29 protein-coding genes and 5 pseudogenes are annotated in these 25,199 nt (G+C 47.9%); 3 read left to right on the top strand and 31 right to left on the bottom strand.

Annotated elements, in window-relative coordinates; translation table 11 throughout:
- Positions 1 to 205: 205 nt before the first annotated feature.
- From DW965_RS05520 to DW965_RS05415, 20 genes and pseudogenes are all read right to left on the bottom strand, one after another.
- Positions 206 to 529, bottom strand: coding sequence for a carboxymuconolactone decarboxylase family protein (locus DW965_RS05520; RefSeq protein ID WP_118601183.1), 324 nt, complete (start codon positions 527 to 529; stop codon positions 206 to 208).
- Between the two features lie 25 nt (positions 530 to 554).
- Positions 555 to 866: a cupin domain-containing protein gene (locus DW965_RS05515; protein WP_330420931.1), complete on the bottom strand. Its 312-nt coding sequence runs from the start codon at positions 864 to 866 to the stop codon at positions 555 to 557.
- A gap of 96 nt (positions 867 to 962) precedes the next feature.
- The gene (locus DW965_RS05510; protein ID WP_117760441.1) at positions 963 to 1,520 is read right to left on the bottom strand and encodes a flavin reductase family protein; all 558 of its coding nucleotides are present in this window, start codon (positions 1,518 to 1,520) and stop codon (positions 963 to 965) included.
- Between the two features lie 13 nt (positions 1,521 to 1,533).
- Positions 1,534 to 2,379: an aldo/keto reductase gene (locus DW965_RS05505; protein WP_117760442.1), complete on the bottom strand. Its 846-nt coding sequence runs from the start codon at positions 2,377 to 2,379 to the stop codon at positions 1,534 to 1,536.
- Positions 2,380 to 2,455: 76 nt separating this feature from the next.
- The gene (locus tag DW965_RS05500; protein WP_055267979.1) at positions 2,456 to 2,818 is read right to left on the bottom strand and encodes a nuclear transport factor 2 family protein; all 363 of its coding nucleotides are present in this window, start codon (positions 2,816 to 2,818) and stop codon (positions 2,456 to 2,458) included.
- Positions 2,819 to 2,835: 17 nt separating this feature from the next.
- A complete protein-coding gene (locus DW965_RS05495; protein ID WP_330420930.1) occupies positions 2,836 to 3,834 on the bottom strand; it encodes an aldo/keto reductase in 999 nt (332 codons plus the stop codon).
- Between the two features lie 197 nt (positions 3,835 to 4,031).
- Positions 4,032 to 4,280, bottom strand: coding sequence for a hypothetical protein (locus DW965_RS05485; protein ID WP_055267973.1), 249 nt, complete (start codon positions 4,278 to 4,280; stop codon positions 4,032 to 4,034).
- 21 nt (positions 4,281 to 4,301) lie between these two features.
- Positions 4,302 to 4,985, bottom strand: coding sequence for a flavodoxin (locus DW965_RS05480; protein WP_055267971.1), 684 nt, complete (start codon positions 4,983 to 4,985; stop codon positions 4,302 to 4,304).
- A gap of 34 nt (positions 4,986 to 5,019) precedes the next feature.
- Entirely contained in the window at positions 5,020 to 6,186 is a 1,167-nt protein-coding gene (locus DW965_RS05475) for an iron-containing alcohol dehydrogenase (protein ID WP_118601178.1), read from the bottom strand.
- A 38-nt stretch (positions 6,187 to 6,224) separates the two neighbouring features.
- Positions 6,225 to 6,545, bottom strand: coding sequence for an alpha/beta hydrolase (locus tag DW965_RS05470; protein WP_306665732.1), 321 nt, complete (start codon positions 6,543 to 6,545; stop codon positions 6,225 to 6,227).
- 348 nt (positions 6,546 to 6,893) lie between these two features.
- A complete protein-coding gene (locus DW965_RS05460; RefSeq protein ID WP_022462153.1) occupies positions 6,894 to 7,793 on the bottom strand; it encodes a LysR family transcriptional regulator in 900 nt (299 codons plus the stop codon).
- Positions 7,786 to 7,980 (bottom strand): helix-turn-helix domain-containing protein, encoded by a 195-nt coding sequence (locus tag DW965_RS05455; protein ID WP_173815393.1) that lies wholly within the window; start codon positions 7,978 to 7,980, stop codon positions 7,786 to 7,788. The genes DW965_RS05460 and DW965_RS05455 overlap by 8 nt, the downstream gene beginning before the upstream one ends.
- Positions 7,981 to 8,113: 133 nt before the next feature.
- The gene (locus DW965_RS05450) at positions 8,114 to 8,362 is read right to left on the bottom strand and encodes a CHAP domain-containing protein (RefSeq protein WP_442857824.1); all 249 of its coding nucleotides are present in this window, start codon (positions 8,360 to 8,362) and stop codon (positions 8,114 to 8,116) included.
- Positions 8,316 to 8,612 (bottom strand): hypothetical protein, encoded by a 297-nt coding sequence (locus DW965_RS05445; RefSeq protein ID WP_330420958.1) that lies wholly within the window; start codon positions 8,610 to 8,612, stop codon positions 8,316 to 8,318. Before DW965_RS05445 ends, DW965_RS05450 begins: the two co-directional genes overlap by 47 nt.
- Positions 8,612 to 10,818 (bottom strand): annotated as a pseudogene (locus DW965_RS05440) (FtsX-like permease family protein). Before DW965_RS05440 ends, DW965_RS05445 begins: the two are co-directional and overlap by 1 nt.
- Positions 10,808 to 11,575, bottom strand: a complete 768-nt coding sequence (locus tag DW965_RS05435; protein ID WP_117760450.1) for an ABC transporter ATP-binding protein — start codon at positions 11,573 to 11,575, stop codon at positions 10,808 to 10,810. The pseudogene DW965_RS05440 and the gene DW965_RS05435 overlap by 11 nt, the downstream one beginning before the upstream one ends.
- 111 nt (positions 11,576 to 11,686) lie before the next feature.
- Positions 11,687 to 12,699: pseudogene (locus DW965_RS22035) on the bottom strand (sensor histidine kinase).
- The gene (locus DW965_RS05425; protein ID WP_117760452.1) at positions 12,696 to 13,364 is read right to left on the bottom strand and encodes a response regulator transcription factor; all 669 of its coding nucleotides are present in this window, start codon (positions 13,362 to 13,364) and stop codon (positions 12,696 to 12,698) included. The pseudogene DW965_RS22035 and the gene DW965_RS05425 overlap by 4 nt, the downstream one beginning before the upstream one ends.
- A 113-nt stretch (positions 13,365 to 13,477) precedes the next feature.
- Positions 13,478 to 13,618, bottom strand: a complete 141-nt coding sequence (locus DW965_RS05420) for a Maff2 family mobile element protein (protein WP_007037419.1) — start codon at positions 13,616 to 13,618, stop codon at positions 13,478 to 13,480.
- 216 nt (positions 13,619 to 13,834) lie between these two features.
- Positions 13,835 to 14,080, bottom strand: a pseudogene (locus DW965_RS05415) (VirD4-like conjugal transfer protein, CD1115 family); the annotation flags it as partial.
- A gap of 735 nt (positions 14,081 to 14,815) precedes the next feature.
- Between DW965_RS05415 and DW965_RS22030 the strand changes: the two are divergent.
- Both DW965_RS22030 and DW965_RS05405 read left to right on the top strand, forming a co-directional pair.
- Positions 14,816 to 15,022, top strand: coding sequence for a DUF6199 family natural product biosynthesis protein (locus tag DW965_RS22030; protein WP_334291862.1), 207 nt, complete (start codon positions 14,816 to 14,818; stop codon positions 15,020 to 15,022).
- A gap of 17 nt (positions 15,023 to 15,039) precedes the next feature.
- A complete protein-coding gene (locus tag DW965_RS05405; protein ID WP_117813726.1) occupies positions 15,040 to 16,077 on the top strand; it encodes a hypothetical protein in 1,038 nt (345 codons plus the stop codon).
- A 182-nt stretch (positions 16,078 to 16,259) separates the two neighbouring features.
- Here DW965_RS05405 and DW965_RS22025 read toward each other — a convergent pair.
- The 7 genes and pseudogenes from DW965_RS22025 to DW965_RS19760 all read right to left on the bottom strand — a co-directional run bounded on the left by DW965_RS22025 (position 16,260) and on the right by DW965_RS19760 (position 22,912).
- Positions 16,260 to 17,899: pseudogene (locus tag DW965_RS22025) on the bottom strand (recombinase family protein).
- Positions 17,900 to 17,971: 72 nt separating this feature from the next.
- Positions 17,972 to 18,139: a hypothetical protein gene (locus tag DW965_RS19290; protein ID WP_171027916.1), complete on the bottom strand. Its 168-nt coding sequence runs from the start codon at positions 18,137 to 18,139 to the stop codon at positions 17,972 to 17,974.
- Positions 18,140 to 18,406: 267 nt separating this feature from the next.
- The gene (locus DW965_RS05390) at positions 18,407 to 19,765 is read right to left on the bottom strand and encodes a virulence-associated E family protein (RefSeq protein ID WP_055221981.1); all 1,359 of its coding nucleotides are present in this window, start codon (positions 19,763 to 19,765) and stop codon (positions 18,407 to 18,409) included.
- Positions 19,725 to 20,429 (bottom strand): CHC2 zinc finger domain-containing protein, encoded by a 705-nt coding sequence (locus tag DW965_RS05385; RefSeq protein ID WP_055266766.1) that lies wholly within the window; start codon positions 20,427 to 20,429, stop codon positions 19,725 to 19,727. Before DW965_RS05385 ends, DW965_RS05390 begins: the two co-directional genes overlap by 41 nt.
- On the bottom strand, positions 20,426 to 21,670 hold the full coding sequence (locus tag DW965_RS05380; protein ID WP_117760454.1) for a serine/arginine repetitive matrix protein 2: 1,245 nt from the start codon (positions 21,668 to 21,670) through the stop codon (positions 20,426 to 20,428). Before DW965_RS05380 ends, DW965_RS05385 begins: the two co-directional genes overlap by 4 nt.
- Before the next feature lie 473 nt (positions 21,671 to 22,143).
- Complete coding sequence (locus DW965_RS05375; protein ID WP_055222220.1) at positions 22,144 to 22,449, bottom strand: hypothetical protein; 306 nt, start codon at positions 22,447 to 22,449, stop codon at positions 22,144 to 22,146.
- On the bottom strand, positions 22,433 to 22,912 hold the full coding sequence (locus tag DW965_RS19760; RefSeq protein WP_226906287.1) for a hypothetical protein: 480 nt from the start codon (positions 22,910 to 22,912) through the stop codon (positions 22,433 to 22,435). The genes DW965_RS05375 and DW965_RS19760 overlap by 17 nt, the downstream gene beginning before the upstream one ends.
- A gap of 175 nt (positions 22,913 to 23,087) precedes the next feature.
- On the opposite strand from DW965_RS19760, the gene DW965_RS05365 reads away from it, so the two are divergent.
- The gene (locus tag DW965_RS05365; protein WP_055266762.1) at positions 23,088 to 23,936 is read left to right on the top strand and encodes a helix-turn-helix domain-containing protein; all 849 of its coding nucleotides are present in this window, start codon (positions 23,088 to 23,090) and stop codon (positions 23,934 to 23,936) included.
- A gap of 80 nt (positions 23,937 to 24,016) precedes the next feature.
- Here the strand turns inward: DW965_RS05365 and DW965_RS19755 are convergent, their stop codons facing one another.
- From DW965_RS19755 to DW965_RS05345, 4 genes and pseudogenes are all read right to left on the bottom strand, one after another.
- Positions 24,017 to 24,319 carry a hypothetical protein gene (locus tag DW965_RS19755; protein WP_055219875.1) on the bottom strand — a complete coding sequence of 101 codons (303 nt, stop codon included), beginning with the start codon at positions 24,317 to 24,319 and terminating at the stop codon, positions 24,017 to 24,019.
- Between the two features lie 12 nt (positions 24,320 to 24,331).
- Positions 24,332 to 24,514, bottom strand: coding sequence for a hypothetical protein (locus DW965_RS05355; protein WP_055219873.1), 183 nt, complete (start codon positions 24,512 to 24,514; stop codon positions 24,332 to 24,334).
- Between the two features lie 14 nt (positions 24,515 to 24,528).
- Entirely contained in the window at positions 24,529 to 24,906 is a 378-nt protein-coding gene (locus tag DW965_RS05350) for a TnpV protein (RefSeq protein WP_055219871.1), read from the bottom strand.
- Between the two features lie 97 nt (positions 24,907 to 25,003).
- Positions 25,004 to 25,199: pseudogene (locus DW965_RS05345) on the bottom strand (TraM recognition domain-containing protein); the annotation flags it as partial.

Raw genomic sequence — 25,199 nt, 5'->3', positions numbered from 1 at the left:
AGTGGGTAGCTGCCCCACCTTTCCCTCGGCATATCCCCCCAGCATGGTAGTTGTGCCGTATAAGGTGGCCTGACATCCGTAAAAACTTCGCAGTTCCCCATAGGCTTTTATCGCCGGAACTGTTTCAGGCACACCGAAAAACGTACCGTCAATCTTTCCGTCCAGAGAAGTGAGCATATGGCACACAACAAAAGGGTGTTCCATCTTATTCCTTTCCATAGACATTTTTTGCCATCCGCAGAGCCGCCCACGCCTTGGGCCAGCCAGCATAGAAAGCAAGCTGGGTCAATGCCTCGCTCATCTCGGTGGCGGTTACACCGTTGGCCTTGGCCCGCTCAATATGATGAAGAAGGGATGTATCCAGAATTCCGCTGGCCATCAAGGCGGAGACGGTAATCAGGCTACGGTCACGGGGCGAGAGCTTATCCTCTCGCGACCAAACCTCTCCAAAGAGGACATCATCGTTTAATTCCGCAAATTTAGGGGCAAATTTGCTCATGGCATCTCTGCCTGCTGTTACTTTATCCATGATAATCCCATCCTTTCTATCGGATTTATTTTAATTTAGTATATTCTGCTTCATCTACCGGCTCCAGCCACTCGGCTTTGGAACCTGGAACGGAAATCGCTATATGGGCAAACCAACTGTCAGGAGCCGCCCCATGCCAGTGCTTTACCTCGGGCGGAATGTTAACCACATCTCCAGGGTTCAATTCCTGAGCGGATTTGCCCCACTCCTGATAATAACCCCGACCCGCCGTACAAAGAAGGATCTGACCGCCGTTATGGTGGATGTGCCAGTTGTTCCGGCAACTGGGCTCAAAGGTCACGTTGGAAACAGACACGCCCATATCACTCAGGGGCACAGATAACTGGCCCCGCTGAAATACTGCCCGGCCACCGTGTTGGGACTGCCCTGCGGGAACAGATTGTGAAATTCCTTATTCATATCATTCGCCCCCTTATTTCAACTTGCCGCCATCGCTGAACGCATTGCCCACACGCTCACCCAGCACATGGTACCCATTGTTGGCTGGCTCAAAAGAGATGGGCTGGAATTTGCTCATATCCAGCTTCCCATCGCTGTCCAATACGCTTTCGTCAATGCTCACATTCACAATCTGACCGATGATGTTGCCGTCCTCGCTCACTTTCAGGAGTTTGCACTCCAGAGCTACCGGCAGCTCATCGATGAGGGGCGCATCCACCGATTCGCTCTTGGTGCAATGGAAGCCAGACTTCTCCATCTTTTTCGGCTCATTATTTGCGGACACCATGCCAACATAGTCCGCAGAAACCGCATGGGCAGCGTCAGCAAAACTGACGGTAAACGCTCCCTTTGCCTGGATATTCTTGGTGGTCTTATGATCAGCGCTCAGACACAGTACTACCTTGTCTGCATCGTACAGGCCGCCCCATGCGGCATTCATGGCATCAGGATTGCCGTTTTCATCATAGGTGCCGATCACAAGCACCGGCAGCGGATAAAACCAGGATTTTGTTCCAAAATTCTTACGCATTGCGAATCCCTCCTTATTTCTGCTCGTCTACAGGCGGAACCATTTCCGCATACTTCTTCAGCATTTCCGGTGTACTGGTGTAATATCGCTTCTGCTTGTCCAAAGCAGTGATTTTAGCCATTTCATCATCTGTCAACGCAAAGTCAAACAGGTTGAAATTGTCTTTGATATGGGCCGGGTTCTTGGAGCCAGGGATCACGATATTGCCGGCCTGAATGTGCCAGCGCAGGATGATCTGGGCATTGCTCTTGCCATACTTTTTGCCAAATTCCGTGAACAACGGTTCCTGGATCAGCGCCTTGTCTCCATGCCCCAGAGGATACCATGCCTGGATGACGATGCCTTCTTTATCCAGAAATGCCTTCAGTTCTTTCTCCTGCGAGTAGGGGTGCACCTCTGTTTGGAGCACGGCAGGCTTTACCTCGCAGATGTCCAGAATCTCCTGCACCTGCTCCGGGGTAAAGTTGGAAAGGCCAATGGCGCGCACCTTGCCCTCTTTGTAGGCTTTCTCCATAAGCCGGTAACCTGCGACATAGTTGCCTGCGGGCTGGTGGATCAGCAGCAGGTCAATGTAGTCGGTTCCCAGGCGCTGGAGCGTTTTTTCTACCGCATCTTCCTGCTCATAAAAACTGGGCCACAGTTTGGTTTCCAGAAAAATCTCATCTCTCGGAATCCCAGATTTCCTCATAGCCCGGCCAACGGCTTTTTCGTTCACATAGGCATTGGCCGTGTCAATCAGGCGGTATCCGCACTGAAGAGCGGAGAGGACGGATGTCTCCGCTTCATCCGGGGTAAGCAAAAAGGTGCCAATGCCTGCCATGGGCATTTTGATTCCGTTGTTCAAAGTTGCGTATTCCATAAATAAATCCTCCTAAAAAGTGATTGCTTATTTGTACCGATACAAACAGTGTTTACCAAAATTTGTGGCTGGCGGTTCAATACACCAATGCCGTAAAGGAAAAAGTGACCAACTTCCACCGTTTTTCATCCTGGGTGTACACTTCCGTCACCATAAAGTGGTGAGTGGTTTCCTTCCCGTCCAGCAGTAGGCTGTAATCGCAGTCAGTAAGCACCACTCCGGTATCTCCAAACAACTCAGCCTTCTGACTGTGGAAGGTAATATTCGTAGGTTGAAAGGCCCCACTGGTGTAAAATTCGATTTCCTTGTCCAGTTTGCAGGTGATGCCAATATGGACAAAGTTGCAGTCAGGATGAGCACAGGCTCGCATCCCCACTTCGTCGGCGTGTTCCATAGCTTCCCAAAACTGCCGAGATATATCAAGTAGCGTTTCGTTCATGAGCATACTCCTTCCGTTTATTTTAAAGGCGTTCCACCGAATACCGCAGACATATCCATATGATCCAGTGCGTCGTCCAGAGCGCGCACCTCACTGGGCGTCAAAAAAACAGATGCGGCCCCAGCATTTTCTTTCATGCGATCTTCCTTGCGAGTGCCAGGGATGGGTACAATCCACGGGTGCTTACACAACATCCAGGCCATGGAGATTTGGGCCGAGGTTGCTCCTTTTTCCGCAGCCATATCTGCGAGCAGTTTCAAAAGTGCGGCATTTTGGTCCACAGCTTTGTCAGTGAACTGGGGCATAGCAGCACGGTAGTCGGTGGCGGCATCAAAGCGCTGCCCCTTGTCATATTGCCCGGTGAGGAAACCATTGGCCATAGGGGAAAAAGCCACCAGGCCCACGTCCAATTCTTCCAAAATGGGGAATAACGGTTCATAATGCCGTGCCATCATAGAGTATCGGTTCTGTACCGCCGTCACCGGGCACACGGCATGAGCCCTCCGCAGGTAGTCTTCATTTGCCTCCGAGATGCCCCAGTGAGTAATTTTGCCTTCCTGGATCAGATCAGCCATCACCTCCGCCACAGTTTCCGGCTCTACGTTGGGGTCGATTCTGTGCTGGAAATACAGGTCAATGTGATCGGTTCCGAGCCGTTTCAAAGATCCTTCCACAGATTTGCGGATGGTCTCCGGGCGGGAATCCGCCACCAGAGGCAATGGAACCTTTCCGCTCTCCTGGTCAAACCGCAGGCCAAATTTCGTGGCGATTACCGTATGATTCTTTACATCTGCCAGTGCCTTGCCCACCAGCGTTTCATTTACATGGGGGGCGTCGGCGGTACCGTACACCTCAGCGGTATCAAAAAAAGTATAGCCCAAGTCAAAGGCGCGACGGATTAGACGGACAGCCTCTGCTTCCTCCGTAGGCGCACCGTAGGCATGAGAAAAGCCCATGCACCCCAGGCCTACAGCAGATACGTTCAAATCAGTGCCAAGTGTTCTCATCTGCATCATCTTTCTCTCCTTTGTGATTCTATTGTAATCCATTGCGAAAAAAACAGAAGTCTCCATTGGTTATGGAGTGATAAGTCAAAGGTTTTAGCTTCTTCGGATTCCGGTATATTTCCTTGAGATTTTCAGAAAAGAGCAGGCTCTCCCCGAAAGCGGAAGAACCTCCTGCTATACGGATAGTCATGAGGCAACCCGTGTTGTTAGTTATCATCTACATCTTCCGGCATAGTGAAATAGGCGATCAGAATATTGCTATCTGAGTTGGGACTGACTGTTTCCTGCTTCATGGTATTGGAAGAGGACTGTGTTGCATCCGAATCTGTTTCCGGGGGCTGGACTGTGGAAGATTCTGTACTTGAAACCTGGTCAGGCCCCGAAGTCTCGCTGCTGCAAGCGGAAAAGCTTAAAAGAAGTATTCCTGCAAGAAAAAAGGGAAAAATACGCTTCATAGGGGTCCTCCTTCCTGATTGTTATGACAGGCTCAGGCTATCCAGCCATTCCTGCATATCGCCCTCACTAACGCTGGAACGGAAACGCATTCCTTCCTGCCAGTCTCCGGTTCCGGCCAGTTCTGCCAGCAGTTGTCCGCTTTCACCCAAACCGGAGCTTGCCGAAGTGGCAAATGGAATCACTGTTTTGCCGGTAAAGTCATTCGCTTCCACAAACGTATCTACCGGCCATGCAGCAATTCCCCACCAGATGGGATAACCGATAAACACAGTATCATAGCTGTCCCAGTTCTCCACCGTGTCGCTCACCAGTTCCACATCCCGCAAAGACTCATCCGCATATTCCTGAGAAACCCGGCTGTCCTCATTGTTGTAGTTCAAATCTTCGTCCGTATAAGGATCAGCAGGTTCCAATTCAAACAGGTCGCCGCCGGTAATATCTGCAATGTAAGTAGCTGCCTGTTCGGTATTGCCAGTAGCAGAGAAGTAGACTACCAGTGTGTTACCAGCCTCCACTTCGGTTTCCCCCTGGAAAGCCGGTTCCTGACTGGCGGCGGTGGACGATGTGTCGCTTGCTTCACCGGATGCAGGGGGAACGGAAGATTCCGGCGTACTGGATTCATTTGTGGAAGATGTGGTGTTTCCACAAGCAGCGAGACTCAACGCCATTGCAAAGCACAAGAAAATTGCAGTCAGTTTTTTCATAATGAGCATTCCTTTCCTGTATTAATCGGGGCTCTTATTCATAGCATTCATGGAAAATTTCCAGAATCTCTTCATGGGTCATAGGCTTATAACTGCCCTGGGAAATACCACAGGAATCAGCGATTTCTTTTAGTTGCCCCTTTTGTGCGCCCAGCTCCTTGAGGGTAGTTGGCAAGCCAATCTCTTGAATGAAGCTGGAAAGGGCATCGATACCGGCCAGAGCCAACGCTTCATCGGATTTTCCATCACGCTCAATTCCCCATACATTTTCGGCAAAACGGACAAACTTGCTTAAGCCTTCCTTATACACATGACGGTAATACACCGGATGGATCACCGCCAGACCACAGCCGTGGTTGCAGTTGGTATAAGCGCCCAGCTGGTGCTCCATGTTGTGACATTCAAAGTCGCACTTTTTTCCCATCTTGATGAGTCGGTTTTCCGCCATGGTGGAATCCCACATCAGATTGGACCGAGCCGTGTAATCCTCCGGGCTGTCCATGGCAACACGCAGATTTCGGATCACACTACGCATCAGTGCCTCCATGATGTCATCGGAAACATTGTCCTCATTGGGCTGGCTGAAATAGGTCTCCATGATGTGGCTGAGGATGTCAAAGCTACCAGATGCCATCTGTTTTTTGGGTACAGAAAAGGTATAGGTGGGGTCCATCAGAGCAAATCGGGGATTGAGAGCCGGATAATCCCGCCCTGTTTTTATCTTTCTCTCTTCATTGGTGATTACCGCGCCGCCGTTGCACTCGCTGCCAGTACCAGCCACAGTAACTACTACACCCAGAGGCAGCGGATCAAAGTCGATGACGCCGGGGTGAGCCCAGAAATCCTCCCAGATGTCCCCGTCATACCGGGCAGCCAGAGAGACAGCTTTGCAGCAGTCCATGGTGCTGCCTCCGCCTACGGCCAGAATCATATCCGCTTGATTGTCCCGTGCCAGCCTCGCACCCTCCTGCACTTTGTCGTAGGTGGGGTTGGACATAATGCCGGAGAACTCCACGATGGTCTTTCCAGCGCCTTTCAGAATGCCTGTGATTTCATCGTAGACACCATTGCGCTTGATGCTGCCGCCGCCATAGGCCAGCAGGATGGTCTGCGCATTTTTTGTCAGACAGGTCAGATATTCCTTCACACAGCCCTTGCCGAAATAGACCTTCGTGCTGTTTTGAAAAATAAAGTTGTTCATATCCATACTTCCTTTCTTAAAATTTCATGAATCATCGGTTACATTTGAGCTTTCCAAAAAGCAACAGCCTCATCAAGCCATCCTTCCGCCACAGTACTGGTTCCCAATCCGAATCCGTGGGGCAGTCCTGGATAATGATGAAACTCCGTTGGAATACCAAGGGTACTCATGGCGGTTAGGCGACGTTCCATGGTTCGCCAGTTTGCAATGCCATCGCTTTCTCCCACACAGGCGAAAGTTGGTGGATCGTTTTCCATATAATCACTGTGGCCCGTGTACTGCATAATTACTGCACTCGGCTGTAGAAGATCATCCCCTCCAAATGCCGCCGGGCCATAGGACCCAAGCCACGCTGCCATACGGGCTCCGGCTGAACCGCCCCAGAGAGAGTATCCTTTCGTATCAACTTCCAGTAAATGGCTCTGTCATTTGATCCTTAGGCGCAAAGCCGGCTGATTCCTGCTGAAAATCTGCATCATCCAAAGATGCGGTGCTCTCTGCCGAGTGAGATTCACCGGAAGAAGTTGTCTCTGTTTGTCCAGGAACCGCACATCCTGTGAAGCACAGCAACAGACAAACCGTAGCTACCAGAATTCCTTGCACCTTCATTTTGTCACCTGCCTCTCTTCCTTTTCTGATTTCATTATAAAAAAAACGAGACTTCCACAGAAGTCTCGTTTCGTTATGTAGTATTTACCTTTTGGTTATCACTTGTCCCGTCCAGTTTCTTTTTGCACCGCCCTTAGAAACTGCTTGACTACAGGGGAAGGATCTGGTGAATGGAGCAGGCCATAGGGAATTGTGTAACTCCAATCCACGGGTAAGATTTTCAAAAGCGGATGGACGTACTGCCACTTGGGCACCGCCATCAGCACACAATCGTTGTTTTCGCACTGGTTAAAGGCATTCACATCGTAAAAGTCAAAATCCACAATTTGGATCTTCGGATGGTTTTTCCAAAGATCATCTCGTAGCAAATCTACATAGTGGCTCCATTCCCGACGCATCATCATGAATTTTTCGCCATACAGATCCTGAACGGTGAGCCTGTCTTTTCCCGCCAGCCGGTGATGAATGGACACCGCCGCGCAGATAGGTTCCTTTGAAATTTCCAACCCGGCACAGCGGCGCAGGTTCAACATTGTTTCATCAAAGATACCCGCTATTACATCAATGTTCTGTCCCAAATTGGCCAGAATCTCCCGGGCGTTCTCAGGTGTATTGTCGAATGGCACCAGTTGGAATTTAACTCCTGGACACTCCTCCTGCAGTTTTGGCCACAGATCCACCAAAACCTGAGCTGGTGTCATGGATGATGTACCGATACGGATGATGTCTTCGCTCTTTTTCATGACATTTTTTGCCCTGGTCACCGAATCTTTGCAATATTGGATGATGTATTTTGCGTCCTGTGCCAAAGATTTACCAGCCTCCGTCAGCTGAAGGCCACGATGGGTGCGCACAAAAAGCTGCAGATCCAGATTTTCCTCCAGCAGATTGATCTGTTTGATGACTGCCGGGGGGGAAATAAACAATTTCTCCGCAGCTTTGTTGAAGCTACCGCATTCCGCTACACACAGGAAGGTTTCCAATTGAGGGTTATACATGGGAAATATCACTCCTTCCTTTTCTGTTTTTTCTTAAATCAGCAGGCTTTTGCGCCTCCTTGGGAATCATCCAGAACCGGCCAAATCTCTGCACGCCTTCGATCCGCCCTTCTTCACAGAGCTTCTGAATCCAGCGTTCTGATATATTCCACCGCTCAGACGCTTCTTTTACCGACATAATATCCATTGTTTCCTCCACGGTTTTCTTATTCCGTTGAAACATCTATGATATTATTATATCCGGATAAACGAAGTCTTTCAACTTGTTTTTTGTGAACCTTTTATGTACCCAGCCAGAAACGGCTGGGTTTTTCTTTTGGTCAGTTAATGCGCCGGGGTTCCGTACCCATAGATTTCATAGTAACCAACCGGGTAACTGTTTTGACGGCAGCTATCGCCGGAGTTACCTCGATAGTGTAGATGCGGCCATTCTCCACCTTCTCCACGATACCAACATGGTCGGAAGAACCATCCTGGCCGCCATCATCCCAATCGAAAAAGATAATGTCGCCAGGGCGCGGCTCATAGCTGTTGTCCTGCCACAGTCCGCGCTCCTGGAACCACAGCACACCCTGAGATGGTGTTGGCCTGCACGGAGTCCAACAGGTACTCCACGTTCTGAGTGATGGCGGTGGGATATGCGCCGCGCTTACGGAACTGACGCCATGCGGAGTTGAAGAACACACCGCTTTGCTCGTTCTCAAACACCACATGGAACTCGTCAAGGAACACATGGGTGCGCTTGCCTCGTTTCCAGTTGAGGGTAACGCGGTTGAGAATGGTGTCGGTAATGACCAGCAGGCTATAAATTGCACTCACTATGGATTAACAGAACGCCTAAAAATAATCCATGTACTTATGAAGTAACAAATCAATAAAATTGCCAAAATCCCCATTGTTGCCCCTATTTGTAACATCAATGTACTAAACCCAATATAGGCTGAAATTTCTGCTGATATGGTTTGGATAAAGTAAGCTATTACAACAGCAGCTACAATGATTGCTGTGATAATTGGAAGCCCAAACCAAACACTTAATTGTTGCAAGATAAGTTTTCCGATATGCTTTTCTTCCACCCCCAATTTTCGGAGTACAGAGAACGATACTTATATTGTCCTGCGTCTAAAAGCTGTTGCAGGGAAAGTACCGTAAGACATATAACCATCAGTACGACAGCACCATAAATCATTGCAGTCTGTAAAATAAAGTTATTTGCTATGGAACTATTGATTTGCAGTGTGCTAAAACGCACGCCATAAATAGCCCCGGTTTCTGCCTGCTCGGGATACTTCTCTGTAAAAAGTTTTTCCAGTTTCCTTGCATTTTCATAGGAGATATTTTCCGTTGTTGTAATATATCGGTTTTTTATCACTGGCAACAGCTTTTCACAAATATTGTCTGGAAGTACATACAATACATTTGTATAGGAATTGTACGCTGTTTCTCCAATCGGATCCTCATAATAGGACTGCCCGGAAAGAGTCAATTCTCCTGCGTCTGTCATAATGCTGGTGTGTTCTTTCAAAAAGCTATCCCGCTCTTCCTCGGTGGCGATTGCTTTCCATTGTGTTGTAAATTCATCTTCCTCCAGAGAAATCTGTTCGTAACCCAGCATTTCCCGTATAGTGTTATAATCACTCAAAGAAATTGCTACAATCGGAAAATCATATTTCTGTCTGTTGTGAAAATCATCTTTCTCTGGCAGATATAGATTGAACGTGCAATCATAAACTGTATCTATTTTGTGTTCTGTCAGAAACTCAGTAATAATTTCATAACTGTCTTGCGGCAGATTTTCTTCTTCATATACGTCATTATATCTTGAATATACCTGCACATCATACATAGAGCGCATATCCAAATAACCTGAAGCCCAGCCCGTCAAAATAGGGGCGGCAATAAACATGAAGATTGCAAGGACAAGGGTTATACAAATCAGCGTCATTGTTTTGCTGGTTGTATTTAGTTTTGATATAATTTGCCCGAAAAAGAACAGGTTTTCTCCCTTGTATCTATGTTCCGGCGATTTTACTTTCCATGCTACAATCAAACCACTGGTAAGATAAATGAAGGCACAAATGAAGAAAAGTAAGTCAATCACAACAAAAAGCAGATATTGTTTGAGCGTTCCACCACCTAAAGTCAGATAATATTTATTTGTTAATGCTGCAACGCTGGCTGCTGTAAAAGCATTCAATACAGAACATATCAGCAAACCGGCAATGAAACATTCTCTTTTTTTCTTTCTAATTATGCAAAATATCGACCACAGCAAAGTAAGCAGCGGAAAAAGAATATTTCCCCAAAACATAAGCTGCACCGGAAACGCAAAGCGGGTGTCATAATAAAACCAGACCTTTTGTATTCCTGTAATCAATCCCCATACGGTAAATACTTCAAAGAGGACTACTACAACAGAAATGAAGCGGCTCTTTTTTAGCTCTGGTTCGTTCTCTTTCTCTGCGGAAAGCATATCAATAATTTTTGTTTTCTGAATGGTACGGGTATTGAAAATTCCTACCACAAAAAAACTTGCCACAAAAAATACCACTGTCAACAAAACGGTATCCGGGAATAATGTCCATGAGATTTCATAAGGCTTTCCATAAGCAGTAAGGAGCATTGCGGTAATGAATTGAGAGCAAAATACACCGCAAAAAATACCAATCAAAATGGAAAACATACCCATAATCAGTGTTTCTGCAAAGAAAATCCTGCCAATGGTTTTTTGTTCCATTCCCATAATGGACTGGACAGCAAACTCTTTTTGCTTCCGTCTTAGCATATAATGATTGACGAACCGTATCAAAAATAACAACAGCAATGTTATCATGCAGATTGCAATTTTCATTCCGTCACTTAACAGCGTAAAATCATACTCGCTGCCTATATCCGGGCTATAATAACTACTGGAAATAGACAAGAACGCATAAAACACGGTAACACAGATTGTCATTGTTACAATGTAGACCAGATAGTCTTTTACAGACCGTTTTGCATTTCTGAAAACAAGTTTAGCATACATGGCTCTGTCCCCCTCCGATCATGGTAAGGACATTCAGAATTTTATCAAAAAAATCACTTCTGCTGTCGTTGCCCTTGCGCAGTTCCATAAAGATTTCTCCGTCTTTCAAAAAAAGAATACGGCTGGCATAGCTGGCGGTAAAAGCGTCATGGGTTACCATAAGAATTGTCGCCCTAAGCTGTTCATTGATACTTTGAATGGTAGACAGCAGCATTTGTGAGGAATGGCTGTCTAATGCTCCTGTTGGCTCATCTGCCAATAAGAGTTTCGGATTGTTGATAATTGCTCTTGCACAGGCACAACGCTGTTTTTGACCGCCCGATACCTGATAAGGATATTTGTTTAGCATATCGCTGATATTCAGCTTTCCGGCTATATCCAAAATGCTGGGTTCTACACTCCCGGCAGGGACTTTATTGATTGCTAATGCCAGTGCAATGTTTTCTGAAATTGTCAATGTATCCAGCAGATTGAAGTCTTGAAATACAAAACCTAAATTCTCTCTGCGAAAGCGGGCAAGGGATTTTGGGTTGATTTCCGTTATATCTGTTCCCTCTAAAAAAATATGCCCTGCACTTACGGTATCAATCGTAGAAATACAGTTTAGCAGCGTTGTCTTTCCAGAACCGGACGCACCCATAATTCCGAGAAATTCTCCGGCTTCCACAGAAAAACTAATGTCTTTAATGGCTTTGGTAATATTCCCCTCATTGCCATAATATTTCTGGATATGCTCCAGCTTCAAAATTGTATTCATCGGATAAACCTCCTTAACTGTTCCATACCTATATTGTAAATGGAGTATATCATTTTTTGTATCAAGTTTTCTTACACAGTTCTTACAAAAATGTAAGAAGTGCAGAACCTATCAGCCCTGCACTCCGATAATAAAATCATTCATTTGAAAGATAAGTGAAATCGTTGTTCCTCTGTTTTCGGAATAAGCAGTAAGTCCTATTCCCAGTTTATCACATAGACGCTTGCAAAGATATAAGCCAATTCCAGTAGAATTTTTCCCGGTTCGCCCATTCTGACCTGTAAATCCTTTTTCAAAAATACGGGGTAAATCACTTTTAGGAATACCTATCCCATTATCGCTGATAGATAGCACAATCTTGTCATTCGTTTTTGTCGCCCCAAAGTGCAAAATAGGCTGCTCTGCATGGTATTTGATTGCATTACCGATAATCTGATTTAAGATGAACCGCACCCATTTTTCATCGGTGTAAACTTTTGTTTCTATATCGTCTATCTGAATTGACATATGCTTTGACGCAAAAGATACTTATTATCTGCGATTGCACTATGCACAACATCGCATAAATTGACTTCACGGACAGAATAGTCTTTTTCAGTGTGTTCACTTCTGGCGTAGTAAAGCGCCTGTTCTGTATATTGATTGATATTCTCTAACTCTGCCAATACCTCTCTGGAAAAGGGAGAACGGTTATTCTCACACAGCAGCTTCATGGCTGTAATTGGTGTTTTTACTTCGTGTATCCATTGTTCAATGTATTCTTTATATTCCCTGCGTTCCCTCTGTACTTCGCCAATCCGTTCCAACATAGATTTTTCAGCCATTTTCATAATCTGGTAAAAAACCTGTTCATCAGCCCTTTCCGGCACTTGCATGATTTCCGGCAATAAATATCGTTCTTCTAATTGCTCCGTCATATTGAGCAATTTATTCAGATATTTTTTTCGTGAGAAATAAAATGCCAGCAAAGATAAAACAAGGACAATCGACCAGACTGCAAGAATAAACAGGACTGTTTGGATAGGATTATCGCTTGCAATCAGGAACAAAGCAAGGGCAAGCATACCCAGCAAATTGACTAAAATAACGGGGAGTTGATTTTTCAAATATTGTTTTCCACTCATAATGTATATCCTTGCCTGTGTTTTGTTTTAATGAAATCTACAAGTCCGATTGCTGCCAGTTTGTCGCGAATACGGGTAATATTGACACTTAGGGCGTTATCATCAACATAAAGCTGATTGTCCCAAAGAAAATCCACAATATCATTTCTGGAACAGATTTTTCCAGAGTTCTTAAAAAGGTAGTAGAGGATTTTCAATTCATTCTTTGTCAATTCTGCTTTCTGTCCTTTGTACTCTATCATGCTACTCTCCAAATGCAGGGTAGCTTCTCTCCACATATAAATTTCTGTTTGAGGGGAACGGTAGGCTTTCTTTAACAATGCAGCAATTTTAGCAAGAAGAATAGCGGGATTATAAGGCTTTGTGATAAACGCATCTCCACCCAGCATAATGCTGTTCAGTTCGTCCATATCTGTATTGCTGCTTGTTACAAATACAATCGGAATATCTGAAAAGGTGCGAATTTGAGAGCATATTTCAAAACCGTTATTCCCCGGAAGTTTTATATCCAGAATAACCAGATGTGGCGCAGCTTCTTTTAACTGCTCTATTGTTTGGGAAAAATCCGTAACTGCAAATACTTCATATCCATTCCCAGACAAAAGAGTTTTAAGCTGTGTTTGTATCGTAAAATCATCTTCAATGATTAGTATTTTTTCCTTCATAAAGATACCTCCCTGACACTTTATTATACTGTATCAGAGCGGTTTTCTCAATCCATATTGAAGAATAGTAACGGAATAATGGGCGGTTGTCTATCAAATTTTTGTGTGTTACTTTATCGCACATGAGCATTGGCGCCAGGGTTGTCATTTCCATAACCTTCCAACAGGTTGATGACACCCCAGATACCAAGCCCAGCACCCAGAGCGATAACGAGAGTCTGAAGAACGGTAATTGCCTGTTCAAAAAATGCCATAAATAATATTAGCCGGAATCATTTGAATGATTAGTTAGGTTTGTTTCATAAGCGCACAAAAGCCGGAACAATCTGCCCTCGATATATGAGAGCCTGATTCCGGCTGTCCTCCTTTTTCATTATTTTGTTGATGATTGTCCGCTTTGTACGCCAATGGCCTCAACAGAGGCAGTTGCGGCAAATAGATACGATCACTCCTTTCTCAGCGGAACCGTATTACACGCCCTCCGTGTCTACTTCATATACATCGCAGACCTCATCAGGCTTGAGTTTTAGTCTGGCAGACAAAAATGCTTCAATATCAAAGGTATTTCGCTTGTCTGCATCAGCTGTGTATTTGAAATTAGGGTGTCTGGTAATGTCATACTTGTCTGAAAGAAACGGACGCACACCGCGCAACTGCAAGATGCACTTGCCGCCATCCATAACTGCCAGCTCGTCCTGGCTCATCAGCTCTTTGCCACATTGTCAAGTGATGAATTCAAGAAAACGGCAGCCGCAAAGAAAAATCTTTGTGGCTGCCGTTCTAATTGGCGGCTTGAAGCAAAAAAATCCCCGGTTGTACCAGGGAAATAAAAACTTTAGTATAGCCTAAAAGAGAAAGCTAGCGCCTTGAGGCGCGGCCAAGTAGAGTGGGCTTAAAGCCTGCGTCCCGAGCCACCCGTTTTACGGGTGGCAGCGACTCCTTGTCTGTTTATCTTATACTTGTCAATTTATATTATCCAATAATGTGAATTATAATATGACAGTACGGATGCATATTATAGAAACATAACTTTGAAAGAATCAAGCATAACCTGTGGAGTGACTCTTCAACGGATAAACTATTTTCACTTCATACAGTTCCGACATATGGAATAAGGAACACCAATCGCCCTCAATACAACTTTCTTTCTATTAGTTAAAAATGCACATAATCAAAAAAGAAAATCGACTTATTTTAGACAAATTCATTGACAAGTTCTGCTTTAGGTGATAAAATAAAAGTGAAAAGTCGAAATTTATATTGTTGGGAGGTAAGACCGATGATTTGTTTTAAGGTTAAGTTGCCTAACTTAATAATGGAGCATTTTTACCGACGCTGCCAGCTTTGGAGGCTTAGAATTAAAATTGTTTCTATTTGCGCATAAGTTAGGCATGATTATTTGTCTACTTATGCGCTTTTTTATTTGAATTTTCAGTATTAGCAGAAAGGAAGTGTTATACATAGATAACATATGGCTTATCCTTTTGCTTCTATTAAGTTTTTTTATGATTTTTAAGCCGGAACTTTTATGGAAAATTGAACACTTCTTTTCTGTAAAAGGCGGTGAACCTACAGATTTATATCTTGGTTTGATGCGGGTTGCTGGAGTATTCTTTTTTATTGCATCCATCATTTGCATTATTGTTTTGGTTTTATAAGAGAAGGGGGGCTTTTAATGAAAAAGCTAACACGTAAGATTGTTGCACTTACTCTTTCCTTGGTTATGTGCATAAGTTTTTCTAACACTACTTTTGCTTATGCCGACAACGAGAATATCAGTTCTTCTGCTGAAGCAAGCAAAGTGAATTGGTGGAAGATTGGCTGGATTATCCTTTCAGATTATGTGGAAAAGCTTATCGATCTCGATGGACAGAGTGAAAAGGATAGTAGTTGGGCCTATCTTGTTTCACCTAGCATAGAATATAACACGGGTGATATGGGGCCTGAGGTTTATTTTCGTCCAGAAGTAGATAACAGCGTTGGTTCTATCCGTATGCATGGACATAGGATTATCTTTGTCGATATTTTTACACAGATTGCACTCATCTTGTCAGATGCCTCTGGTGATACGGTAAGTCAAGCAACTACTGGTACAAATCAGTATATGTTTTATACAAAGAAAGCAGGAGACAGTTCTGGTACATGGAAAGCACAGTTTGTTTCAACTGAGACATACAAATGGCAGTTGTATTATGCCCATTATTACAATGCCAATGCTCGTTCAAGTGTTCCTATGACGGAAGATGGATTTTACTTTGGGGATAATAACAGAGTTTATCAATTCTCTGTTGCAGAATCTTACAGACTTAATTCTCTTCCTCCAGAGGTTGTTGATATGACACAACTTAATGCTCAATTTATTAATCCTGCTGATGGAAAAACTGTAGATTATCTCAAAGACTTTAATGCTGGAGATCAAGTTCATTTCTCTGATATAATTATTGACATTAGTTATGATGCGACTGAGGATGCGACTACATTTTATTTTACCGAGGATACTTATGAGGAAAACATAGGATGGAAATTTGCAGGAAATCTTCTTGACCAATATTCCGCTGGTGATGTTCTGAATCTAACTTTTGATGTGTTGAATGTCGGAAACTATCAGGCATTACTTTTGAAAGCCTCGACTACTTTGAAGCAGCTTACGCGCATAATAACGGTGCCGCTTATCCCAATATTCAAGATTACCAATAATTTGATTTTGACATAAGGACTTATAGAAGAGGGCGTGTTGCGGATAATTTTCTGCAACGCGCCCTTTTTAGTATGCTTTAGCAAAATAAAGTTATCCCTTTTACTCTGGCCAAAGGAATAACTTTATTGCCTGATAGCATTAAAAGAAAATTGTTGTATCACTTTTGATATAAATTAAAAGTATTTAGCGTCTAAATTCTACCTTGACATTTCCCCAACAAAATTGTAAATAATCTTAACCTCCTGTGTCCTCTGACCATCAATCTTCTTGATTTCTCCAATCAGAATCCGGCTAATGAGCCGGTTCAGCACCGCCTCGTCCAGTTCCTCGATGGCGGCATAGCGCCGGATTTCCTTGATAAAAGTGCGGACTTCGCTTTCTTGCGCATCGGCACGACCTTGCATCATTGCCAGGTCATGCAGGCGTTTCTGGTTGGATTCCTGCTCCTGTTCCAGCGCCGCCGTCAGCTTCACAAACCGCTGCTCGGTCAGGATGCCTTTGGCCTTATCGGTGTACAGGCTCAGGAACATCCCGTCAATTTCCTGATTTCGGGCTTCCAGCCGCAGGCGTTCCTTTTCTGTCTGGGAGGCGTCCACCAGATACCGGTGCTCCATCCGGCGGCTGAGCCGCTGGTAGAACGCATCGGCATCCTTCATAGCCTGCGCCGCCAGTTCCTGAATGTCTTTCAGCACCAGATTGTATAAATCCCTGGCCTCGATCTTGTGGCTGGAACAGACCTTGCAGCCCATGCGGTTGTAGGTCTGGCAGATATAGTACGCCTTGTCAATCGGCTCCCGCATTTCGCCGGTGAAGCGGTTCTTCCCGGTTCGGCCCACTTTCTCATACCGCACCTGCATGGACTTCCCGCAGGTGGCGCAGTAGACCAGACCGTGGAACAGATTATAAAAGGGGCAGGAATTCCCCTGAATGGTCGGCCTGCGGTCAATGAGTTCCTGCACCTGTTCCCATTCCTCCGGCGTCACAATGGCCTCATGGCAGCCTCGATCACTTCCCACTGGTCACGGGGAATAATGTCATAGGTGTTGGAGCGGATGCCTTTCTGATGCGTCCGAAAGACCAAATGTGCGCCCTTATAGAATGGATTTCTCAGGATGTGACTGATTCTGGCTCCGCCCCAGAAATAATAGTTGGCGTCAAACTCCGTGTTGGCTTTGACATGGGTGATTGGGATTTTTTCTTCCATCAGACGTTTGGAAATCCTCATGCAGCCCAGCCCGTCAAGGGCATAGTCATAGATTTTGCGGATGATTGGCGCTGTCTCAGGGTCAATGATGAGATGCCCCTTGTCCTCCGGGTCACGCATCAGGCCGAAGGGCGGCGTCCCTCCGCAGAACTTCCCCTGCCGGGAGCGGGTGGTGATGCCTGCCAGCACCTTTTTAGAAATATCCCGGCTGTACATATCGTTCAGGATATTCTTAAAGGGCGTAATGTCCATCTCCTGACGGGTCAGGCTGTCCACGCCGTCCGTGATGGCGATATAGCGTACATTGTGTTTGGGGAAAAAGATTTCGATATAGCTGCCAGCTTCAATATAGTTCCTACCAAGCCTGGATAGGTCTTTGGTGATGACGCAGCCGATCTTCCCCGCCTCAATGTCAGCGATCATGCGCTGGAAGGCAGGGCGGTTGAAATTGCGGCCCGTATAGCCGTCATCCACATAATATTCATACTGGAACATTCCATGCTTTTCAGCAAAGTCCCGAAGCATGATTTTCTGGTTGCTGATGCTCATACTCTCGTTGTCGCCGCCGTCATCCAGAGAGATGCGGCAGTAGAGAGCGGTGATTTTCTCATAGACTTGTTTTTTCCTGCTCATAGCGTTCTCCTTCTATGAACAGGGACACGATACCATTATAGTACCATGTCCCTGCCCCTGAATCAACCGTTTTTACGCAGCGTTTTCGGCCATTTCCCGCTGCTGACGCCATTCCTCGAAGTGTTCGCAGGTCTGACGCTCAATCAGCTGCTCAAAGGCTTCCCGCATGGACTTCTCCCCGGAGAACTCCCGCACCACCACAAAACGGACTTTATTTTTCTGCTGTTTGCTTTTTTCCATAGGCTACCTCCATAGAGTAGCAGGCCAGACGGCAGCACTGGCAACGAAGTCCGGCAACGAACCTCTGAAAACCTGTAAACTACCGTCTGACCTGCAAATCTTACTTTATCAATTTTCTTGAAAAATCTCGTTGTTTTCGTTGCCGGAGATAGAGATAGATATTAGAAAATACCTTATTTACAGGCTTTTTCCGTATCCAGACCGGAGAATCCCCGGCAACAAACCCGGCAACCAAGTGGCAACCATCCCGGCAACAGACCGCTAATTTTATGCGATCCACTCCTTCGGCAGTTCCAGCTGGCAGCATTCTTCCTCGGTCAGCTCCACAAATCCATCTTCGTTGCCGGGCAGTTCGTTGCCGGAAACGTCCCGTTCCCAGCCCCTCTGCCTGCCATATCCGGTGAACATCCGGGGATTGGAGAATGGTTTCCAGCCCGTCACCACCGTGTTCATGATCTCGTTGATATTGTGCAGCTGCCACCGCTTCGGCTCATCGTAGGTGTGGCCCAGCGCCTCCTTGAACAGCTGTTTGGAGCAGACCATGCTGCCGGTGTAGTGTTCCAGAAAGCCCTGTATCTGTCCGGCCTCGGTGTCCTCCGGCATGAAATCCTTCTGCACCTCCACCAGCTGGCGCTGGATGGACTTGCTGAACTTCATAGAGTAGTGGCCGCTGCGGTAAATCGTCATGGCCTCCGCCCAGACCTGTAAAAGATAGGCTCTGGAGGCGTCCTCGTCCTCCAAAATGTGAACCTCTGCATTCTCCGGGTAAATCATGATCGGCAAAAAGCGCCGATTTCCGGCCCGGTCAAGGGGCAGGAAGTCCAGTGTGTTGGACGAACCGCCGAACACACACTGCCGCAGCCGGTCTTTGGGCTGGGCCTCGTAGGGCGTCCGGTAGGTTTCCTTCTGGCGGCTGATAAAGGAGCGGATTTCTTCAATGCTTTTGGCGCTGCTGGTAGCCAGCATCTCCGACATTTCGATAATCCAGTGTCCTTGCAGCTTCAGATACACCCTGTCATCGTCCAGTTTTTTCAGGTCGTCACTGAACCACTCGTCCCGGATCGCCAGCAAGCGGAAGAAGCTGGACTTGCCAGCCCCCTGACCGCCCACCAGACAGAGCATTTCCTCATATTTGGAGCCGGGGCGGAATACCCGCCGGATAGCCCCCAGCAAAAAGTGTTTCAGCATTTCCTCCACATAGTCGCTCTCGTCCGCACCTAAGAAATGATGGAGACAGGAGCGGATGCGGGGCGTCCCGTCCCAGACAAGGCCGTTTAGCACGTCCTGTATGGGATGGTAGCAGTTCTCATTCGCCACGATGGAGAGCGCCGCCGTCATCTTTTTCTCACTGGTCAGGCCATAGGTCTGCTCAAAATAGAGAAGCAGATATTTCACGTCCGTATCCGTCAGGGCACTGGTATTCCTGCGCCAGCCTAAATCCTGTACAATGTCCACCCGGTCAGTCAAAAGGTTCAGGCGGATCGCCCCACGCAGGAGAGGGTCATGGCAGAACACCGTCCGGCAGTTGCCGATGGTGTTGGCGGGCTGGCCCTTCTCGGTGACGGACAGGCTTTCCCGCACCTCATCAACGCTCCGCTCCGGCGCTAAGGCTTCGGCTGCGCTCATGGCGGCCTGCCGGGTGGCTAGCGGTAAACTCTGATATTCGCTGCTCAATCTTCCTCACCTCTTTTCCATACTCAGCGACCACGGAAGCACGTTCCTCCATGCTGCCGGACAAGAGAATATCCAGCAGATATTCCGTGTACGGTTTCTTTTGCAGGGCCTCCACGAACAGCGGATTCCACGCTTCATCCGGCGTCTGCGGGGCGTATTCCTTCTCCCAGCGTTCCAGCAGATGCAGGTAATTGCACAGCACCCGGAAACATTTCTGCTCCGCCTGCCGGTAACGCAGTTCCTCGCTGATTTTTCGCTTGACCGGCCTCCTGCGGGGCGGGTCATGGCCTTTGGCGTCATAGTGGACAGAGAAATCCTCCGCCAGCTTCAGCGCCGCCTCCTTACTGCTCAGACTAAACAGACGGGCGGTAAAATCAATCACATCCCCATCTGCCTGACAGCCAAAGCAGTGGAACCGATGGTCAATCTTCATACTGGGATGTTTGTCATCATGGAAGGGACAGCAGGCCATGCCATTCCTGCCAACCTGCACCCCGTAATATTCCGCAGCCTGCCTTGTGGTGACAGACTCCTTCACCGCTTCAAATATATTCGATTTTCTCACCTCCAGGCAGAGAAAAAAGCACCCGTTTCCGCAGAAAATCAGGTGCCTCATAACTCCATATCGTGTTTCTTTTTCGGAGCAATCCGCCCCTCACGTTCCCAGCGTTCCCGGTTATCTCGGTCAGCGTTCAGCCTGCCTTTCGCCAGCTTCTCCCGGATGGATTCTCTGGCCTTCTCCTTAATCTGCTCCTTACCGGCCTTCTTGACCTCCGGCTGCATGAGAGTTTTCTGGATTTTTGCCAGGGCGTTCTGCATGACCCGTTTGATTTTGGTAATCACTCCATCCAGACGGGCGGCAGCGTAGTCACGCTCCTTCTTCGGGGCCTTGCGCTCCGGCGAAAGCACCCATTTTTTCGATTCTTCCACCAGACGAATATCTTCCTTGTGTGTCTCCTGCCGGACGGTATCGGTCACCACCTCCACCGCCTTGTCATAGGCCGCATCGGAAACATCATCTAACAGCGTCTCCACGTCCTCGATTTTGAGCGTCAGTTCTTCCAGCTTCTGCTCCTGCGCCGCAAGCTGCTCCTTCTGCTTCATCAGGATATAATCCTGTTTTTCCAGATAGTCCCGCCCGCCGTAGGACGGCTCCTGATCCAGATGCAGCCCATGCCGTCTGGCGATGTCAAACAGGATCGTCCGGCAGACCGCATCAAAGGTCTGCTTGCGGTTGTTGTTCCGGCCTTTGGGCTTCTCCGGGTTGGGGAGAGGGATGCCAAGTTCTTCCAGCGCCTTTTCCTGCTGGGGGCACAGTTCCCCATAGCGGTTCTCACAGTCAAAGACGTGCCGCTCATGGATGTGGGGCGTCCCCTCGTCCAGATGGAGCGCCCAGTCCAGGATGTGGATATGGGAACCGAAGCGGCGCTCAAATTCCTGATAAAACTCATTGACGATGGAAAAGAGCGTATCCGGCGAGACGGATTCTCCCATCGTGCCGATCTGGTAGATACTTTCCTCCGGGCAGGTCTTGTTGTTTTTCAGCAAGTCCTCCACAGTGCGGTTGCGCTCGGTGTGCCGGGTTTTCTCATTCCGGGCGTTCTGAGCTTCCACATAGCCGCCGTAATGCTCGTAGTAATACATCCGCTCGATTTCCTCAAAGCTGAAATCCGGCTGCTCCGGGTTCTCCCGGAACTCATGGGTGGTAAAGCCCCGGTAGCAGTCCCAGTAGACATTTTGCCTTGCCCGTTCTGCGTCAATGTGTTCGCTGTTCTCCACATCGAACCGGCGGTCATTGTGGCGGGGATTATAGGTGCCATGCTTGCCGGAGCGTCCATTGTGTCGTGTCAGTTTCAAACAGATTTCCTCCTTCCTGCGAAGATGTTCTGGGGCCGGGGAAGGGGGCGGCGAAGCCGCAAATCCTGCGAATTTTGCGTCAGGTAATACCCAATACAAGTTGACGCAGGCATCAACTTTCCCTGGGCAAGGCGTTTCACCCTTGACCCGATGGGGCGGCTGCCCTCAACCTGCCAAGCACTTCGTCCTTGACCCGATAATGGCTGCCGCCCTTAACCTGCCAATGGGCGTTGCCCCTTGACCCCAGCAGTGCGCTGCCGCCCCTGCACCCCGCCACAAAGGGCTGGCCGCCTCTGTACTTCCGCACCGGCGAAGCTGGCTTCCACCGCAGGGACGGTGTTTGCCAGTTTCACCGGCTCCGTATCCACACATTTGCGCCCATAGGCGGGGAGTGGATACGGAATACGCCTGCGGGGATTGCCGGTCAAAACATCGGGTGCAGACCCGTCATTTTTCCCGTAAACACCCCGATTTTAGGCGATTTTTTCTTCCGTTACCACCACCTGAAAGCCATGCTCCTTTGCGTACTCCCTTGCGGCGGCTTTCCGTTCTTCGCTGTACGGAGGCACCAGCCGGATCGACAGCCGGGACTTGTCCAGCACATAGGTCACGCTGCCCTCCGGCGTGCTGCGCTCCAACCGGCACAACAGTGGGTACTTCCGGCTGAAATCAGCCAGCCTGCGCTTCAAGCTGGCGTTGAAGGTGTAGACGCTGGCAAGGTTCTCCGCCTCGTTCCAGTTGATGATGGTTTCTTTCTCATACTTAGACAGCTTCTTCATACAGATCCTCCTCATAATCGGTGTAAGATTTCAGCACACGCAGGTTGCGCTTGAGACGGCGGTACTCGTCCATCTCCATGCGCAGATGGTGATAAAAATCCTCGTACCAGCTTTCGTTCATCTCCGTCTCCACCTTCCGGGCCAGCCCCAGCATCCGGCGTTTGGCCTCCGGGTCAACCGTCAGAGCCGTCAGCCATTTCAGCCGTGTCACCGTATTGTGGTGGCTGAGACAGCCGTAAGCGTAGAGAATCTTCTTTTCTTTCATACTCAGTGTCATAATGATTTCCTCCATTTCTTTGCTGCGGAGCCATGCGCCCCGCATGATAAACTTGTTTCCTGTCCGCCGGTCTGCCTGCAAGCCGCTCCTGCCCGGAATTTCTCCCGGCGTATCGGCCTCTTTGGTGTGCTCGATTTCTGTCCTGGCGTCACTTCCCCGGAGGCCATACCCCTTGCAGCCGGTCATTCGATTTTCAAGGTTCTGTGCCTGTCTGCAAGAACCAGTTTACCGAAAAAAGAGGCCCTTTCCCGTATATCCAAAACGTCGGAAAAACGCTCGAAATCCGCATATTTCCACGCTTATGGAATCGTGCTATAATGGGTGTAATCACTGAAAAAGATAACGAGAGAGGGGGCTTTGGATGTACGCAAAGCTGACAATCCCGGAGCGGCTCAAAGACCTGCGGGTGGTGGACAAGCACCTGACGCTGGAACAACTGGCGGAGCAGACCGGCCTGTCTAAATCCGCGCTGGGAAAATACGAAACCGATGACTACAAGGACATCAGCCCGTTTGCGATTGCAACGCTGGCGGACTTTTACGGCGTGTCCACCGACTATCTGATGGGGCTGACGGAAAATAAAAATCACCCAAACACAGAACTTCAATCTCTGCATCTGAGTGATGATATGGTGGAACTTTTGAGCAGCGGCAAAATCAACAACCGGCTTCTCTGCGAACTGGCTGCCCACCCGAATTTCCGGCGGCTGATGATAGATATGGAAATCTGCATCGACCAGATCGCCAATATGCGGGTGGAGCAGATGAATCTGGTGTTGGAGGCCACCCGGCAGACCGTCATGAGCAAGTATGCGCCCGGAGAAGATGACCTCTATATGCGGACGCTGGAACTGGGGCAGGTGCAGGAAAGCGATTTTTACAGCCATGTCATGCACGATGATCTGGACAGCATCGTCCGGGACATCCGGGAAGCACACCGCAAGGACAAGACCACCGCCGACCCGCAGCCCACGCTGGATGACGTCAAGGAAAAGTTTGAACAGGCGCTCGAACAGGGCAGCCAAGAGGAAGTGGTAATCCACGAATTTTGCGACAGAATGCAGATACCCTTCGAGAAGATTTCCTCAGAGGACTTCTCTGCATTTTTGCGGATACTGAGCCTGTCCAAAATGCTCAAAAATCCCAACAACATGAGAGGAAAGGCCAAGCCGCAGCCGTACTATGCGCCCAAGCGGAAGAAACGCAGATAACAGGAAAGCCGCCCAATCTGTACCGTTGGACGGCTTTCGACCCGTTTGTGGGCGGAATAAAATATGTGGTTATACATCCGTTAGCTGACCGTTTTCATCAGCTTTTTCATAAACTTCCAGAGACGGATGCCATCTTTGAGGCCCAGCCGGTAAAAGAAGCACTCGCTTTCTGCACCAGAATCGAAAATAGAATCACAGTAGTGTCTTACAGCGTCCTTCTGTTCCTCAGACAATGCGCTGATTGCTTTTTCATACTCGTTTTCCAAGCGAAGGCAGTCCTCTTTTTTCTCCGTGCCGGTTTCTGCCTCCCGCCACTTAGCAAACTGGCTCTGCATCCGCTCCTGAATCATCAAATCAACCAATTTTTCTATATCTGTACCCATAAGCGCCCCTCCTTATGCTGGGCGGATATAATTCCGGTATGTTTCCAGGACGGAATCTGACACACCGCTTTTATATACTTTGCGGATGTCGGAGATTTCCTCTTGCTTCAGCAGTTTCAGCCATTTCAGCAGCTCAGCCCTGCCGTTGGCAAAGTTACAATAACGCCCATCGGCGTATTCGATACGGTATCTCATAGACAGGCACCTCCTTAAACAAAAATCATCTCAGAGAGGATGATTTCCTCTGCTCGGCTGCGAATGCTGTTCATGCCCCCGACCCACGCAAGCTGGTCACGGGCTTTCAGTTCCTCGGTGACACCCTCCGCCTCCTGCATCTGCGAGACGATACACGCCAGCCGGTCAGCGGCCTGTTCGTTCAGGTCAGCAAGATATGTCCAGAGTTTTCCCGACAGAAGCAGGGCATTGTACTGGCCGGGCCGGTGTTCTTGCAGAAACGCTTTGTGCATCCGGCCCCACCGCCCAATGGGGCGGCTTTCCTCCGGTAGCTCCAGATCGGGGATGTAGTAGTCTCCCACCAGCGTGTAGCTGATTCCGTTTTGATGGATTTTCTTTGGTAAATGCTCCATGTTCGACCTCCTGTATTCAGTTATTTCAGAATCCAGTTGATCGTGTCCCTGTTCATGATAAATTCAAGGCAACTGAACTCTTCACGAACAAGTATGGCATATCCTTTCCTAATTTCTGATAACTGAGGCCGTGGGAAACCTGGCTGCCCCGGTTTCGGACTGGTTATAGAGATCAATGGTCTCTTTCCCCAGCAGCTCCGAAATTTCCTTGAGGGTGGATTTCTCTTTGCCTCCCAAAACAAGGTGCTGTCACAGTTACCGACGATGGTATCCGCCGCGTCCTTGTAGATGGT

The sequence above is a fragment of the Blautia sp. AM47-4 genome (assembly GCF_003479865.1).
In the GTDB taxonomy this organism is placed as follows: domain Bacteria; phylum Bacillota; class Clostridia; order Lachnospirales; family Lachnospiraceae; genus Fusicatenibacter; species Fusicatenibacter saccharivorans.
This window is presented reverse-complemented; position numbering and strand designations above follow the sequence as displayed.

Bases quoted from the DNA above. Each gene is read 5' to 3' on its own strand.
- DW965_RS05520 (WP_118601183.1), bottom strand. From the start codon at position 529: ATGGATAAAGTAACAGCAGGCAGAGATGCCATGAGCAAATTTGCCCCT.
- DW965_RS05510 (WP_117760441.1), bottom strand. From the start codon at position 1,520: ATGCGTAAGAATTTTGGAACAAAATCCTGGTTTTATCCGCTGCCGGTG.
- DW965_RS05505 (WP_117760442.1), bottom strand. From the start codon at position 2,379: ATGGAATACGCAACTTTGAACAACGGAATCAAAATGCCCATGGCAGGC.
- DW965_RS05500 (WP_055267979.1), bottom strand. From the start codon at position 2,818: ATGAACGAAACGCTACTTGATATATCTCGGCAGTTTTGGGAAGCTATG.
- DW965_RS05495 (WP_330420930.1), bottom strand. From the start codon at position 3,834: ATGATGCAGATGAGAACACTTGGCACTGATTTGAACGTATCTGCTGTA.
- DW965_RS05485 (WP_055267973.1), bottom strand. From the start codon at position 4,280: ATGAAGCGTATTTTTCCCTTTTTTCTTGCAGGAATACTTCTTTTAAGC.
- DW965_RS05480 (WP_055267971.1), bottom strand. From the start codon at position 4,985: ATGAAAAAACTGACTGCAATTTTCTTGTGCTTTGCAATGGCGTTGAGT.
- DW965_RS05475 (WP_118601178.1), bottom strand. From the start codon at position 6,186: ATGAACAACTTTATTTTTCAAAACAGCACGAAGGTCTATTTCGGCAAG.
- DW965_RS05470 (WP_306665732.1), bottom strand. From the start codon at position 6,545: ATGGCAGCGTGGCTTGGGTCCTATGGCCCGGCGGCATTTGGAGGGGAT.
- DW965_RS05460 (WP_022462153.1), bottom strand. From the start codon at position 7,793: ATGTATAACCCTCAATTGGAAACCTTCCTGTGTGTAGCGGAATGCGGT.
- DW965_RS05455 (WP_173815393.1), bottom strand. From the start codon at position 7,980: ATGGATATTATGTCGGTAAAAGAAGCGTCTGAGCGGTGGAATATATCA.
- DW965_RS05435 (WP_117760450.1), bottom strand. From the start codon at position 11,575: ATGAATACAATTTTGAAGCTGGAGCATATCCAGAAATATTATGGCAAT.
- DW965_RS05425 (WP_117760452.1), bottom strand. From the start codon at position 13,364: ATGAAGGAAAAAATACTAATCATTGAAGATGATTTTACGATACAAACA.
- DW965_RS05420 (WP_007037419.1), bottom strand. From the start codon at position 13,618: ATGGCATTTTTTGAACAGGCAATTACCGTTCTTCAGACTCTCGTTATC.
- DW965_RS05405 (WP_117813726.1), top strand. From the start codon at position 15,040: ATGAAAAAGCTAACACGTAAGATTGTTGCACTTACTCTTTCCTTGGTT.
- DW965_RS19290 (WP_171027916.1), bottom strand. From the start codon at position 18,139: ATGGAAAAAAGCAAACAGCAGAAAAATAAAGTCCGTTTTGTGGTGGTG.
- DW965_RS05390 (WP_055221981.1), bottom strand. From the start codon at position 19,765: ATGAGCGCAGCCGAAGCCTTAGCGCCGGAGCGGAGCGTTGATGAGGTG.
- DW965_RS05385 (WP_055266766.1), bottom strand. From the start codon at position 20,429: ATGAGGCACCTGATTTTCTGCGGAAACGGGTGCTTTTTTCTCTGCCTG.
- DW965_RS05375 (WP_055222220.1), bottom strand. From the start codon at position 22,449: ATGAAGAAGCTGTCTAAGTATGAGAAAGAAACCATCATCAACTGGAAC.
- DW965_RS19760 (WP_226906287.1), bottom strand. From the start codon at position 22,912: ATGACCGGCTGCAAGGGGTATGGCCTCCGGGGAAGTGACGCCAGGACA.
- DW965_RS05365 (WP_055266762.1), top strand. From the start codon at position 23,088: ATGTACGCAAAGCTGACAATCCCGGAGCGGCTCAAAGACCTGCGGGTG.
- DW965_RS19755 (WP_055219875.1), bottom strand. From the start codon at position 24,319: ATGGGTACAGATATAGAAAAATTGGTTGATTTGATGATTCAGGAGCGG.
- DW965_RS05355 (WP_055219873.1), bottom strand. From the start codon at position 24,514: ATGAGATACCGTATCGAATACGCCGATGGGCGTTATTGTAACTTTGCC.
- DW965_RS05350 (WP_055219871.1), bottom strand. From the start codon at position 24,906: ATGGAGCATTTACCAAAGAAAATCCATCAAAACGGAATCAGCTACACG.